The organism is Dyadobacter sp. HNCC25DJ183 (genome assembly GCF_056895175.1).
This window is the reverse complement of record NZ_JBXHAP010000001.1, coordinates 65,054-78,163: the sequence shown is the minus strand read 5'-3', so window position 1 is coordinate 78,163 and position 13,110 is coordinate 65,054. Positions and strand designations below refer to the sequence as shown.

Sequence of the window (13,110 nt, the reverse complement as noted above, 5' to 3'; positions counted from 1 at the left end):
CATTTAAATATTTAACCAGAATCGGTTATTAATATTTCAATTCCTTCAACTTGGCAATTACCCGGTTGGCTACAATCTGATATCCTTTGTCATTGATGTGGATTTCATCTGAACGATCATCCGGACGCATTCCTGTCGGGAAGTTCATGTTCTCAATATCAGCCAGGTCCTGCTCGGTAGGTGTGTAGTTGATCGCCGCCATTTCATCAGCAGTCGGCGGTGTCATAGGCACGTATTTGCTGCCGTAGCGACTTTCAAGCTTTTCATTAATTGAGATCACCTGGTTATATCGATCCGTTCCTTTATTCTCCGGCCTCGCCTGCAACATACCCACGACCAGGTATCTTTTCGGATCTTCTATGAAAGCAATGGAATCATCCAGTGCCGTCAGAATTTCGTCCTGCGCTGTTCCCTTGGTAATGTTATTGCGACCGTACCACAAGATCTGGGTTGCCGTTTTCAAACGAAGCGCATCGTCCAGCTCGAAAATCGAATCCTCGGGAATGGCGAGCGTACTTTCTGCATCGGGCTTGATCGTGTAGCTTTCGCCAGTGTCATTTGCTTTCCGCGTAATCGTGCATTTTACTCCTACAACCGTTCCCGTCCTGCTGTAAGTGGTGTAGTTGATCGGTGTCGATAAAAATTCGTTGTTCAGCTTGGTCACCTTTATCTCTTTGGCCCCGTCGAACTTACCGCCTTCCACAGAAATTTTCAGCGGAGTACCGCCTTGTCTGATCGCGATCGACATAGCGATCTGACCTACGATCCCGTCGCTGACCACCGGTCTGCCGGGAAATGCCGCGCCTACTATATCACCGTAGGGCCTACTTCCCCCCGCTCCTATCGTCAGACTGTCGCCAAAAAACGCGAGCGTCTGGTCTCTCTTTGGCCCTGATTCTTCATCACCTGACGCTTCATTTTCCGACCCGTTTTTCTTGGGGAGAATGTCGTCGAGCAGACCTTCACACGAGGTCAGGAAGGTGGTAGCCAAAAGGGCCGCCCCAGAATGGTGAAAAAATCGCCTGCGGCTCAGTGCAGTTTTTGAATTGTTAATCTTCGGGGTACTTTCTTGATCGTCAAGCATTTGATGGAACGAGTATGTGTTTGATTGCTTGAAAAGTCCTAAAACAGGCTTTCATTATCATCAAGATCAATAATCGTTCCTGCAGGAAAAGGGAGGATGAGGAAAGGGAGGAAAGGGAGGAAAGGGAGGAACGGGAAGAAAGGGAGGAATGGGAGACGGAGCAACGAAATGTTTTTTTCCCCTTCGTCCCTTTCCTCCCTCCTCCTTCCTCCCTTTAAATCAGACTTTGAAGAATAGTGCGGGTACTTAGAAAGATTACCAGTGCGCCGACGATCAGCATCAAAGGCTTGCGCTTGATCCTGCCCACGAGCAATGCACCGAATGGAGAAGCGATTACGCCGCCGACGATCAGGCCGAGCACTACCTGCCAGCTGGCTACACCATGAAAGAAAAGGAATGTGATCCCGCTTGAAAAGCTGATCACAAATTCAGCCGCATTGACCGAGCCGATCGTATAACGGGGATCGCGGCCCTGCCCGAGCAATGAAGAAGTGACAATCGGTCCCCAGCCGCCTCCACCAATGGAATCAAGGAAGCCACCAGCCGCTGCGAGCACGCCGATGCGTTTCGTTTTTGTTTTGGCAAGTTTGGTTAAAAGCGCCTTGCGGATAATGATCAAACCCAGGATCAGCATATAGAATGCAATAAAAGGCTTGATGAAATCGCCGTCGATCACATCCGAAAGCAGGTAAGCGCCTGTGACGGCCCCGATCACCCCGGGGATAAGCAGACTTTTAAATAGTTTCTTGTTGATGTTTTTAAACCGGAAATGCGAGATCGCGGATGCGCCGGTGGTAAACATTTCCGCCACGTGCACGCTCGTACTGCTGATCGCCGGCGGCACGCCCATGCCAAGCAGGAAAGAAGACGAAGTAGCACCGTAAGCCATTCCCAATGCACCGTCGACCATTTGTGCTATAAACCCTACCAGCAGGTAGAGCGCAAAATCGCTGCTCAGGAATCCGGTTACATTTTCGGCATTAAACGTGCCGGGCCCATTGAAAATCAGGATACCCGCAACGCCCAGAACCAATGCGATCGGGAGCAGCAACCAGGATGAAAACGGAAGACGTAATGAGAGAACTTTGGAAAGCATAGAAGCGGCACAAAATTGTTAGGCTTCAAAAGTAGCAAATCTATTTACTCTATTAAAATTATAGTCTATTAAATTTCCCTTAGAAAATGTTGCGCTGCCGAAGCCATCACTCCCAAAACACGCACTTCACGAAAGTGGCTCGGGCCTTGGGGGAGTGCCGGCAGGCCTGGATCTGTCTTCGGGCAATGGAATAAACTCCTGATCGTCGGTCGGCGGTAGTATGATCCGGCCTTGCTTCCAGTCTTCCTTGGCCTGTTCAATACGCTCCTTCCGGGACGAAACGAAGTTCCACCAGATAAACCTTTCACCCAGCGGCTCCCCTCCCAGCAGCATCAGCGTCGTATTTTCCACGGCAATGATCACCGGATCCACGCCCGTATTGAAAGCCAGCATCCTGCCGGATCCGTAACGATGCCCGCCAACTTCCACCGACCCTTTCACAACATAGATCGCCCGCTCACTATATCCGGCTGGCAGCCCGAAACGCGCGCCTGCGTTGAGTACCACGTGCAGGTAAAACAAGGGTGAATGCGTTTTGACCTCATTCTTCAAACCGTAAGCATCACCTGCGATCAGCCGCATCCACACGTCTTTATCAGTAAAAATGGGCAGCTCCGCAGTGCTGTAATTCTTAAAATCCGGCGCAGCTTCTTCATCTTTTTCAGGCAATGCCACCCAGGTTTGTATCATTTCCAAACCGCCCGCCAAGGCAGCAGGATCCTCAAATCGTTCTGAATGCGCAATGCCGCTGCCGGCCGTCATCCAGTTTACCTCGCCCGGTCTGATTACCTGCTGCACACCCAGACTGTCGCGGTGCGTCACCTGGCCACCGAACAAATAGCTTACGGTCGACAAGCCGATGTGCGGGTGCGGCAGCACGTCGAGTGATGACGGGTTGGACGGTATGTCGGCGATCGGACCGGCGTGGTCCATGAAAATAAAAGGCCCTACCATTCTCCTTAAACGGAATGGAAGAATGCGCTTGACCATGACAGATTCGCTGATGGCAGCCTTTCGTGATTCGATGACAATGTCTAACATAGCTGGTATTTGGTTGAGCTAAATATAAGGAAAGCCGCCAATAAATTTGTGCAACATTGTTGCATATGAGCAACCCGCCGTTATATTTGCAACCGTGTTCATTTACCCACTCCTATGCACCTCCATTTGATCCGCATTGTTGCCCTGCACGAAATCAGGACCGTTTTCAGGAGCAATATGCCTTTTATTCTTTACAGTATTCTGCTAGCCATGCTTTTACTTGCCGGGTTTGTAGGCTGGAATTACGTGAGTAAGTTCAATGCACAGCAAGCCCGGTACACCACGGAAGTCCAGGACAACTGGATGAACCAGCCCGAGCGCCATCCCCACCGGGTGGCGCATTACGGCTACCTCGTTTTCAGGGAAAAAGCGCCGCTCAGTTTCTTTGACTTTGGTCTGGACAGCTACGTGGGTAACTCCGTTTTCCTGGAAGCGCACCGGCAGAATACCGTGAATATGAGCGAGGCAGGGTTTTCAAATGGTATGCTGCGCTTTGGTGAGCTGAGTATGGCGCTGGTGCTTCAACTGTTGGTGCCGCTTTTCATCATTTTTCTGGGCTTCGCTACGGTAGCCGGATTGAAGCAAAACGGAGTCCTGAAAATCCTGTTATGCCAGAAAGCCTCCTACTTTGATATACTGGCTGGAAAAACGGCCGGACTGGTCGCGGTAACCTGGCTGCTCTTCCTGCCTTTGATCCTGGCCGCATTGATCGGCGGCGCAGTGCTGCTGCAAAACGAGATCAATGCAGAGCTCTTGCTCAGGAGCGGACTGATCCTTTTCGTCTACGCGATCTATTTCCTGATCATCACTATGATCGTAACGGGTGTTTCGGCAATGAGCAAAAATGCTTCAAATGCGCTGATAATGCTCGTATTGGGCTGGATGGTCTGTTTTATTGTTATTCCAAAAAGCGCGCAGACGCTCGGCAGCGGCCTGTACAAAGCCCCGGACAAGATTGCTTTTGAGCAGGCTATTGAAGCTGAGGTAAGGAAAGAAGGTGACAGCCACAATCCCGACGATCCGCATTTCGCCGTGTTGCGGGCCAATACCCTGAAAAAGTACGGCGTGGACTCGGTGCATAAACTGCCGGTGAATTATGGCGCGATGGTGATGCAGGAAGGCGAGCGCATTACCTCGGGCATCTTCGGGACGCAGTTCAACAAGCTCATCGAAACTTATCAAGCACAGAATGCAGTGTCCGTGATCCTCGGCTTCTTTGATCCCTACCTTCCGCTGCGAAATATTTCCATGCAGCTCTGCGGGGTTGATTTCGATACTTTTTCTGAATTCCAGAAACAAACCGAACAATACCGTTTTGACAAAACAACGCTGATCAACAAAATCCACCTGACGCAAATCTCCTACGAAAACGACCGTGCGCAGAAAGTAGCCCAATCGAACTGGCAACAAATGCCACCGTTTGAATTCCGGCCGGTGCCACTTGCCGCCACCATATACAATGCAAAATGGAGCCTGATCGCATTGCTTTTCTGGCTTGTTGCCGGTGCCGCCGCACTCGGGTTCATTTCTTCCCAACGCAAATTCCAGTTATGAAAATCAGCAGTAAGCTCCTCCATTTGGAAGTCAGGAATTTCTTCCGCGAGAAAACAGTGCGCTGGGCAATCGCAGGACTTGTTTTGTTTGGTCTGTACAGTTTTTATCATGGTAAGAATGTGATCGGCAGCCAGTTGGCAACAATCAGCTCCATTCCGTCTGTTCAGAAAACCCATTTGCAACATATCGCCGAGGAAGGCAAAGGGAAGTCTGTGGGAACCACCGCTTATTACCCTTTCTTTTACACGGCCAACTATCCTTCACCCTGGGCGTCGTTTTCAATTGGTCAGCGCGATGTAAATGCATTCAGTTTGAAAATCAAGATATTGGGCATTGAAGGTCAGCTGTACGATTCGGAGCTTACTAACCCGCTTACCCTGCTGGTAGGTAACCTCGATGCCGCGTTTGTTTTCATCTTTCTGTTCCCGCTGCTGATCATTGCATTCACTTACAACACGGTATCGCAGGAGCAGGAGCACGGGGTGTGGCGGATCGTGGAAACGAATGCACCGAGCCTGCTTACCATCATTTTCATCAAACTGCTGGTACGCTTTTCAGCCGTGGTACTCACCGCGTCGATCGTGTTTCTGACGGGCGTTTTGCTGCTCGGTCTCCCGTTTTCCGGCCCTACTTTCCAGCTTTTCCTGGTGATCGTCTGCTACCTCCTTTTTTGGTTCCTGCTTTGTGCATTCGTGATTTCGCTGGGCAAGAGCTCCTCCTTCAATGCGACGGCACTTGTTTCGTGCTGGATATTTCTTTGCATGCTTTTTCCGGGAATCGCCAATGTACTGATCAGCGGACAGATCGCCATTCCAGAGGCGCTCGAAACGACCGTCAAACAGCGGGAAGGTTACCACGCTAAATGGGACTTGCCTAAAAAACCAACCATGGAGACTTTCTACGCAGCTTACCCGCAGTACCGCAAATACCCTGTCCCTGAAAATGAATATTCACCTGGCTGGTATTATGCGATGCAGTACGCCGGCGAAGTGGAAGCGCGGGAATCGGCCGGGCAACTGTTTGACAAGCTGGCACAAAGACAAGCCCTGGCTGAACAGATTGGTATGTTCAATCCGGTGATTTACGCGCAGCAAATGCTCAACCGCATTGCAGCCACCGACCTGACGAACCACATCGAATACCTGCAATCGGTAAAGCGCTACCACAAACAGCTGAGAGAGTTTTTTTACCCTCCTATTTTCGAAAACGAACAAACCGAGCACCTCGACTGGACCAGTTACCCGAAGTACCAGCCCGAAGCAGCGGCTATGAATGCTGGCAATGCACCGGTTTGGCCGCTGATCGTGTGGAGCGTACTGGCGGGACTGTCTGCCATTTTATTATTGAGAAGAAATTTTATCCAACATACCCGGAGGCAAAATGCTTGAAGCTAACAATCTGACCAAGAAATACGGTGATTACACCGCACTTAATAACCTGAACCTGACGATCGGGAAAGGGGAAATATTTGCATTGCTCGGCCAGAACGGCGCAGGCAAAACGACTACGATCAACCTGTTTCTGGGATTTGTGGAGCCTACTTCGGGTGTTGCTTCCATTGATGGGTTGAATGTGGCTACACACGCCGAAGAGACTAAAACCCGACTGGCCTACATTCCCGAAACCGTTATGCTCTATCCCAACCTGACCGGACTCGAAAACCTGGAATATTTCTCGTCCCTGGCCGGGTTCAGCTATGAAGCGGGACAGCTGGCGGGGTTTCTGGACACGGCGGGGCTGCAAAGTTCAGCGCACGGAAATCGCCTGGGCGGCTACTCCAAAGGAATGCGACAAAAGGTGGGCATTGCGATTGCGATCGCGAAAAAGGCCAAGGTACTGCTCCTCGACGAGCCTACTAGCGGACTGGATCCCAAAGCTTCCAACGAATTTTCAGAGATATTGAAAACACTCTCTGCCTCGGGTACCGCAATCCTGATGGCTACGCACGACATTTTCCGGGCGCGCGAAGTAGCAACCCGGATCGGGATCATGAAAGAAGGCAACCTGCAATCCGTGACCGAAGCAGGCGCCATCTCGGCCAATGAACTGGAACAGCTCTACCTGAAAACTGTTTGAAATTCAACGGACTAATCAGAATACCGCGAATTTGGCGTCGTTCTGCTGCCCTGGCTGGCGATAGTACTGGTACATCGGCTTTAACCTGATCTTGTAAGTGACCTTGCCGAGCTTCGGATCAGTGTCTTCGTAAATGAATGTGGCACCGCCTTTTACCGTCGCATTCCGCGCTTCTTCCAGCGTGTTGTAGATCCTGTAAGTACTGGTTTCCAGGTACGCCGATTTCCCCGGAACAATCATTGGCAAAGGCGAATTTGCCTCCGATTCCACCACTGCCGTTCCTTTTTCATCGTCCCAGTGAATGCGCAGACCAATCGGCCGCTCTATTCTGATGTTCATGGAAAAGGTGTATGATGCACCCTGCTGTGCCGCTTCGTTGATCTCGCTGCCAAACCAGTAATTGATATAGCCTCCGCTCGGGCGAAATGCCAGATACACTTCCTTCCTGTAAGTGTTGAAATTGGGATCAATCTGCATCAGATCGACCGAATCTGATCCCACAAAACGGTATGCTTCTGCTATAAAAAGCGGGTAGGTTCCGAGTTGAAGGCTCACAGAATCCTTTCCAAGCTTCACCGCAGTTTCGCGGTTGGCAACTTCATCCTGTGAACAGGAAGCAACGAAAATGAGCAAAGCTAGTGCCGGCAGGTAGCGTCGAAGTTTTCGCATAGTTCAAATTTTTCTTGTTAAAACCATTTTTCAACTGATTTAACAGACACGCTATCTGCTGCCTGCGCTGCCTGCTATTCAATAATTACCCGAATTTCAAATGCAAGACTGCCCTCAAAAGCATGCAAGCACGGTTTTTGCTGGTATGCCCGAAATTCTTTGTTCAACAAACTAAAAAAATACGATCATGGCAGACGACAAGACCAAAAAGGACGCACGCGACCGCAGTCGCGTTTCCGCCAGCGAGGATTATGAAATTGAATATCTGGCAAAGAAAAGCGGCGCTACCCGCGAGCAGATCATGGAAGCTATTAAAGCCGTAGGCGGCAACCGTGAGAAGATCGAGGCTTACTTAAAGAACCACGCGAATTGAAATTTATCAAAACAAACCACAATGGAAAAAACAACTGATCATGAGGAATGGCTTTCAGGCGTGAGCCTTGCCGATCACGAAGACGTTTACAACCTGTATGATTCAATTACCAATTTTGAAGGATCAGGCCGGTTTTATACAACCAAGGAAGTCACCAATGATGGCTACCAGTACTTTATCAAAGCCGAAGGTGTTGTAGAACACTTATTCCTGGAATCCGACGAAGCGAAGTTTGCATTCCTGGATTACCTCGCCAAGAACTACACAGATGCCGAAGAAGGCGATGTAACAAAATGGTATAACCTGAAAAAGGAGCTCGGTCGGGTCGACTAGGCAAAAACAAGCTGCCCGGAATGCATATATACATTCCGGGCAGCTTGTTTTTAAGACTTATAAGTTCAGGGTTTGTCCCAGAAAATGCGTGAGGTAACCTCATCCCCGCCCATTGCCGTAGCTGCCGCGCGGTAGTTTGCCCCATTCAGGTTTTGTTCCGAAAACGGGTATGGAAAACGAAGCGGAATTTCAGAAAGAGCCTGTGCCGGCTTTTGCAAAACAGGATAATCCAGCCTTCTCCACTCCTTCCAGCCTTCTACCGGCTGGTTATGCATTGCAATCCACTTTTGAGTACCAATGCTTTTTTTCCAGTTAGCCGCGTCGAAAACAACCCCCGGCTTTGTCAGGTAAGTGCTGGCTTCTGCCTGCGTTCCCCCGAAATCGTGCACGATGGAAGACGTAACTGCTGCATTGTAATGCGCGGCCGCCGTTCCAGGCACATTAAACCCGCGCAACTTAGCTTCGGCGAGCAGAAACTCAACTTCGGTATACGACAAGAGCAAACCAGGCAAAACAGGATCTCTGAGCAGAGTACCCGGCTGCGCGTACCGCGCGTAAGCATTGGCAACACCGTAAACCCCGCCCACATACTTACCAGCGTTCGGCCCCGCTGTGGCTGGCTGGAAGAACTCGTCAATGCGAGGGTCCGATAACTTATTCATCACATCCACAAGTGTATTGGCAGCCACGTTATCGTCCCTTTTGGCAAGTATGTCCGACATCGGGTTTGCGGTTGGCATGTTTGCTGTGTAGTTCAGCTGCGCATCTTCTTCCGGTGAAGTAAAAACGTGCGCCGCGGCTTCCTCGGCGAGCTTTTTGGCATTGGCAGGTTCCACGTCCGCAATGGTGAGCGCAAACCGGAGTTTGAGGGAGTTCGCGAATTTAAGCCAGCTTTCCGTATCGCCGCCGTAGTACAGATCACCCGTTAAAAACCCGCTTGCATCCGGGTGGGCATTGAGGCTTGCGATTGCTGCGTCGAGGCGCTTGATCAGGTCTGCATAAATAGCCCCGTCATCCTCATAAGCTGCCAGCACATTGTTGATATCCAGCGCCTGCGAATAGGGAATGTTGCCGAACGTATTCACCAGTACCGACCATGCATACACTTCCAGTATTTCAATGGCAGCAACCTGGCTGGCGCGCTCACCGGCTGTGAGAAATGCATTGGCGTCGACGGTCTTCCGTGCCTCACGCAGGTCGCTGAGCACATCGCGGTATATCACGTCCCAGAACGCCTTGTTGATCTCGCGCGAATTGATGTTGTACTGGCTTTCGTCCGGATACTGCACCGCAGCCCAGTATTGCAGATAGTACCTGAATGGATTGTAGTTATAATCCGGCGTAGTAATGATACTTGTCAGGTTGAACTGCGCATTGCTCACCAACGTAGCGGCAGGTACATCCGTGGCTTTCTTGGGGTCGATATTAAAATCATCGTCCAGGTTACTGACGCAGCCCGCGGTCAGAAACAATGCCGCAATACTATATAGAATGGTCTTTTTCATGGTGTTTTGTCAAAATCTGAGTTTTACATTGAAGCCGATGTTGCGTGCTGTCGGGTAGGCTCCTCCCAGGTAGCCCATCGAGATATTACCAGCGCCAAATCCTGCCTCTGGATCTGAGTAAGGCACGTCTTTATGGATAATCCAAAGGTTCCGCCCTACTAGCGCGAGATCGATTCCCTTTACCACTTTCAGCTTCGAGATCAGTCCGGCAGGCAATGCATACGACAACGATGCTTCGCGCAGCTTTACAAACCCTGCACCGTAAATGTGGGATTCGTTAGGTCCGTACGGGCCAAGTGCGTAAGCCCGGTTTTCCAGCCTGACATCGTTGGGCGATCCGTCTGCTTTGACACCTTCGAGCAGTATTCCCCCGCCCTGCGCCACCGGCAGCCGCGACGGGTTGCCCAGCTCATTAAGTCCGGCTGTTTCAGGATAAAGCCCTGTTCCAAATCCGTAAAATGTATCCAGGTTGTAGAGCTGTCCGCCTTTTTTTACATCAACCAAAAAATACAGCGAGATTCCTTTGAAGCTCACCGTATTGCCGATGCCGCCTACCCAGTCGGGATTTGGGTCACCGATCTCTTTCGTCGGGCCTGACAGTACATACTGCCCGCGCGAGTCGATCAGCTTTCCACCGTTCTCGTGGTACACATATCCCGAACCCCGCAGCATCCCGAACGGCCTGCCAACAGTTGCATTGGAACTAACGCTCGTCTGGTAAGTGGCGATGATCATATTATCACCCTCTGCCAGCGACTCTACCTTATTCTTGTTTCGTGCCCAGTTTGCATTGATCGTCCATGAAAAGTCCGCCGTTTTCACCGGCGTGGCAAATACTGAAACTTCCCAGCCTTTGTTTGATACTTCTCCTGCATTCGTGTATTTGTAGCTGTAACCGCTTGTAGTCGGCACGGTCACGGGCAGGATCTGGTTGATTGTATTAGCCTGGTAAGTAGTGACGTCAAAACCTACCCGGCTTCCGAAAAACGCCATTTCGATCCCTACCTCGGTGCTTTTGGTCCGTTCCGGTTTCAGGTTTGGATTAAAGCGGGTGTTGGGCACAGAGTATAACGGAATCCCATTGAAGCCACCGATGGGCGAGCCTATTTCTTCATCCTGCTTGTTGTAGTACTTGTCCAATGCGGCAAATGGTGCATCACTGCCCACTTCGGCATAGTTGGCTCTCACCTTTCCGTACGACAGCCACGGAGTCGTTTTCAACAATTCAGAAAAGGCAAAACTAAGCGCGACTGAGGGATAAAAGTAAGCATTGCTTCCCTTTGGCAAAGTGGAAGACTGCTCGCGGCGTGCCGACAGATCCAGAAAAAGCATTTCCCGAAAACCCAGTGTCGCATTGGCGTACAAACCGTCCACAGCAATATTCTGCTCGCTTTCAATGGGTGGCGAAAGCAGGTTGCGCGAGTTGGACAATGCGTAAAGCCGCGGTACCACAAGCCCGCCGCTCGTGGAAGCCCGCATGGTATTGAGCTGCGACCGCCGCATGTTCGCCCCCACAAGCCCCGTCAGATCCAGGTCTTTCGAAAGGGACTTATGTATGTTGGCAAAAAGATCGAAGTTGAACTCGCGGAAAGTGCGGTTGTACTTGATGTAATAAGGCATATTCTCATTGGTCGTACTGCCGATCGCAAAGCGCTCTTCCTGCACCTCGTCGAAGCTGTCGAGAGACAGTCGGCCCGTAATTTTGAGCCAGTCGGCTGCATTGTAAACTGTCGAGATATTGCCGAAAGTCCGGTACCGCTTGTCGTTCTGGTAGTTTTCGTAGCGTGTGAAATAGGCATTGTCGGAATACGCCGCTTCCAGATCATCCGGCCCCTTCCAGTTCCACGCCATATTCTGCTTCGTTCTGAAATAAGCTTCTTTTTGCTCTTTCAGATCCACGTTGGTCTGAAACCACTGACGAAAGCCGAGCATCGGGTTAATGGACCCGTACCCCGAACCATAGCGGCCCAATCCTTCCTGTTCCGTAAAATTCGCACTTGCATTAACCGACAGCTTAGACGTCATATGAAGGGTACCGCCAAAATTGATCATGTTCTTGGAGATCCGGCTGTTTGGTAAAATCCCCTTGTCGGTTGTGCGATTATAGCCTACTTTGAAAGTAGCCTTGTCACTCCCGCCGTCGATGGTAATACTGTTGTTGGTTGATACCGATTTCTCAAAAAAGTACTCAGGGCCGTGTGTTGCCGCTACCCAGGGCCGGGCCTTTTTGTAGTTGGGCGAAGTAGGATCAAATGCGTCCCAATGATACACCATCAGGTTGGGGTCGAATTTATGGCCGTAAGAAGCATCGTCGCTGAATGGGACAATGTTATCCTCGACGCCATCGCCGTCAACATCAAAAGCTCCCCATTCCGCCGCATAACCCGCGCCGTATTCTTTTTGGTAAACGGGCAAAGTCTTCTTGTCCACAGCGCCAACCGTCAGCCCGCTGTTGATCGTTACCCCCAGTCCTTTTTTTCCCTTTTTGGTGGTAATCAAAATCACCCCGTTTGAAGCGCGGGAACCGTACAAGGCAGTGGAGGCAGCGCCTTTCAGGACAGTTACCGAAGCAATGTCGTCGGGATTAATGTCTGATGCAGGGTTACCATAGTCGAAGCCACCGCTACCGGTGACCTGGCTGCGCGTGTTCGCCACATCGTTGTTCACAGGCACACCATCCACCACAAAAAGCGCCTGGTTATTGCCTGTAAGCGACTTAATACCCCTGATCACCACATTCGAAGAACCACCGAGCGTGTTGGTTTGCGTAATATTAAGTCCGGCTACCTTGCCCGCCAGCGAATTCACAAGGTTCGGGTTTCTGCCGGCGGTAACTGCGGCCGCGTCGATCTGGGTGGCGGCATAGGGCAATGCATTACGCGTACGCTCCACACCCAGCGCCGTAACCACCACTTCGCTCAGCTGGCGCGTGTCGGCCTGCAATGTCACTTCCATAGTGGATGACGAACCTACCGGCATTTCAATGGTAGCATAGCCGATAAAGCTAAAAACCAGTACAGGTGCATTGGCAGGCACTTCGATCCGGAAGTTACCCTCGGTGTCGCTGGCAGTACCTGTCTGCGTACCTTTGACCAGGATACTCACCCCGGGCAGTGCCTCACGGGTGCTGGCGTCGCTTATCTTTCCGATAACGACCCTGTTCTGCGCCAGCAGCGTTTCCGCAGTGCCGGCAAGCAGGAAAAAGATGATGAATAGATGTTTTTTCATGGACATAATAGGAATTGGGACTGGACAAAAAAGGAAGTAATAACCAATTGGCGACTTTTAAAACCATCGTCGGCAGACGGTATCCTGGCGTGGACGAAGGGCGTTTGTCGCCGTTTGGGAGTTTATGAGTTTAGAGTTTATGAGTTTGTCC

General features: G+C 50.8%; 11 protein-coding genes. 5 read left to right on the top strand and 6 right to left on the bottom strand.

All coding sequences use genetic code 11. The features are described from left to right. Positions 1-28: 28 nt before the first annotated feature. The 3 genes from AC1XTG_RS00295 to AC1XTG_RS00285 all read right to left on the bottom strand — a co-directional run bounded on the left by AC1XTG_RS00295 (position 29) and on the right by AC1XTG_RS00285 (position 3,221). Positions 29-1,084, bottom strand: coding sequence for an SGNH/GDSL hydrolase family protein (locus tag AC1XTG_RS00295; protein WP_484840571.1), 1,056 nt, complete (start codon positions 1,082-1,084; stop codon positions 29-31). 214 nt (positions 1,085-1,298) lie between these two features. Further along, the gene (locus AC1XTG_RS00290) at positions 1,299-2,180 is read right to left on the bottom strand and encodes a sulfite exporter TauE/SafE family protein (protein WP_484840570.1); all 882 of its coding nucleotides are present in this window, start codon (positions 2,178-2,180) and stop codon (positions 1,299-1,301) included. 126 nt (positions 2,181-2,306) lie between these two features. Continuing rightward, positions 2,307-3,221 (bottom strand): pirin family protein, encoded by a 915-nt coding sequence (locus AC1XTG_RS00285; protein ID WP_484840569.1) that lies wholly within the window; start codon positions 3,219-3,221, stop codon positions 2,307-2,309. Positions 3,222-3,335: 114 nt separating this feature from the next. On the opposite strand from AC1XTG_RS00285, the gene AC1XTG_RS00280 reads away from it, so the two are divergent. The 3 genes from AC1XTG_RS00280 to AC1XTG_RS00270 are packed head-to-tail and all read left to right on the top strand — an operon-like array spanning position 3,336 to position 6,851. Next, entirely contained in the window at positions 3,336-4,775 is a 1,440-nt protein-coding gene (locus tag AC1XTG_RS00280; protein ID WP_484840568.1) for an ABC transporter permease, read from the top strand. Next, positions 4,772-6,163 (top strand): ABC transporter permease, encoded by a 1,392-nt coding sequence (locus AC1XTG_RS00275; RefSeq protein ID WP_484840567.1) that lies wholly within the window; start codon positions 4,772-4,774, stop codon positions 6,161-6,163. Before AC1XTG_RS00280 ends, AC1XTG_RS00275 begins: the two co-directional genes overlap by 4 nt. Continuing rightward, positions 6,156-6,851: an ABC transporter ATP-binding protein gene (locus AC1XTG_RS00270; protein WP_056288301.1), complete on the top strand. Its 696-nt coding sequence runs from the start codon at positions 6,156-6,158 to the stop codon at positions 6,849-6,851. Before AC1XTG_RS00275 ends, AC1XTG_RS00270 begins: the two co-directional genes overlap by 8 nt. 15 nt (positions 6,852-6,866) lie before the next feature. Here the strand turns inward: AC1XTG_RS00270 and AC1XTG_RS00265 are convergent, their stop codons facing one another. Further along, complete coding sequence (locus AC1XTG_RS00265) at positions 6,867-7,520, bottom strand: hypothetical protein (protein WP_056288305.1); 654 nt, start codon at positions 7,518-7,520, stop codon at positions 6,867-6,869. Positions 7,521-7,707: 187 nt separating this feature from the next. Between AC1XTG_RS00265 and AC1XTG_RS00260 the strand changes: the two genes are divergently transcribed. Both AC1XTG_RS00260 and AC1XTG_RS00255 read left to right on the top strand, forming a co-directional pair. Further along, positions 7,708-7,893 carry a DUF3606 domain-containing protein gene (locus AC1XTG_RS00260; RefSeq protein ID WP_056288310.1) on the top strand — a complete coding sequence of 62 codons (186 nt, stop codon included), beginning with the start codon at positions 7,708-7,710 and terminating at the stop codon, positions 7,891-7,893. 21 nt (positions 7,894-7,914) lie between these two features. Further along, positions 7,915-8,226, top strand: a complete 312-nt coding sequence (locus AC1XTG_RS00255) for a hypothetical protein (protein WP_056288313.1) — start codon at positions 7,915-7,917, stop codon at positions 8,224-8,226. 65 nt (positions 8,227-8,291) lie between these two features. Here the strand turns inward: AC1XTG_RS00255 and AC1XTG_RS00250 are convergent, their stop codons facing one another. Both AC1XTG_RS00250 and AC1XTG_RS00245 read right to left on the bottom strand, forming a co-directional pair. Further along, complete coding sequence (locus AC1XTG_RS00250) at positions 8,292-9,731, bottom strand: SusD/RagB family nutrient-binding outer membrane lipoprotein (protein ID WP_484840566.1); 1,440 nt, start codon at positions 9,729-9,731, stop codon at positions 8,292-8,294. A 9-nt stretch (positions 9,732-9,740) separates the two neighbouring features. Beyond that, the gene (locus tag AC1XTG_RS00245; RefSeq protein WP_484840565.1) at positions 9,741-12,959 is read right to left on the bottom strand and encodes a SusC/RagA family TonB-linked outer membrane protein; all 3,219 of its coding nucleotides are present in this window, start codon (positions 12,957-12,959) and stop codon (positions 9,741-9,743) included. Positions 12,960-13,110 lie beyond the last annotated feature (151 nt).

Coding starts and splice junctions, on each gene's coding strand:
- AC1XTG_RS00295 (WP_484840571.1), bottom strand. CDS start 1,084: ATGCTTGACGATCAAGAAAGTACCCCGAAGATTAACAATTCAAAAACT.
- AC1XTG_RS00290 (WP_484840570.1), bottom strand. CDS start 2,180: ATGCTTTCCAAAGTTCTCTCATTACGTCTTCCGTTTTCATCCTGGTTG.
- AC1XTG_RS00285 (WP_484840569.1), bottom strand. CDS start 3,221: ATGTTAGACATTGTCATCGAATCACGAAAGGCTGCCATCAGCGAATCT.
- AC1XTG_RS00280 (WP_484840568.1), top strand. CDS start 3,336: ATGCACCTCCATTTGATCCGCATTGTTGCCCTGCACGAAATCAGGACC.
- AC1XTG_RS00275 (WP_484840567.1), top strand. CDS start 4,772: ATGAAAATCAGCAGTAAGCTCCTCCATTTGGAAGTCAGGAATTTCTTC.
- AC1XTG_RS00270 (WP_056288301.1), top strand. CDS start 6,156: ATGCTTGAAGCTAACAATCTGACCAAGAAATACGGTGATTACACCGCA.
- AC1XTG_RS00265 (WP_056288305.1), bottom strand. CDS start 7,520: ATGCGAAAACTTCGACGCTACCTGCCGGCACTAGCTTTGCTCATTTTC.
- AC1XTG_RS00260 (WP_056288310.1), top strand. CDS start 7,708: ATGGCAGACGACAAGACCAAAAAGGACGCACGCGACCGCAGTCGCGTT.
- AC1XTG_RS00255 (WP_056288313.1), top strand. CDS start 7,915: ATGGAAAAAACAACTGATCATGAGGAATGGCTTTCAGGCGTGAGCCTT.
- AC1XTG_RS00250 (WP_484840566.1), bottom strand. CDS start 9,731: ATGAAAAAGACCATTCTATATAGTATTGCGGCATTGTTTCTGACCGCG.
- AC1XTG_RS00245 (WP_484840565.1), bottom strand. CDS start 12,959: ATGAAAAAACATCTATTCATCATCTTTTTCCTGCTTGCCGGCACTGCG.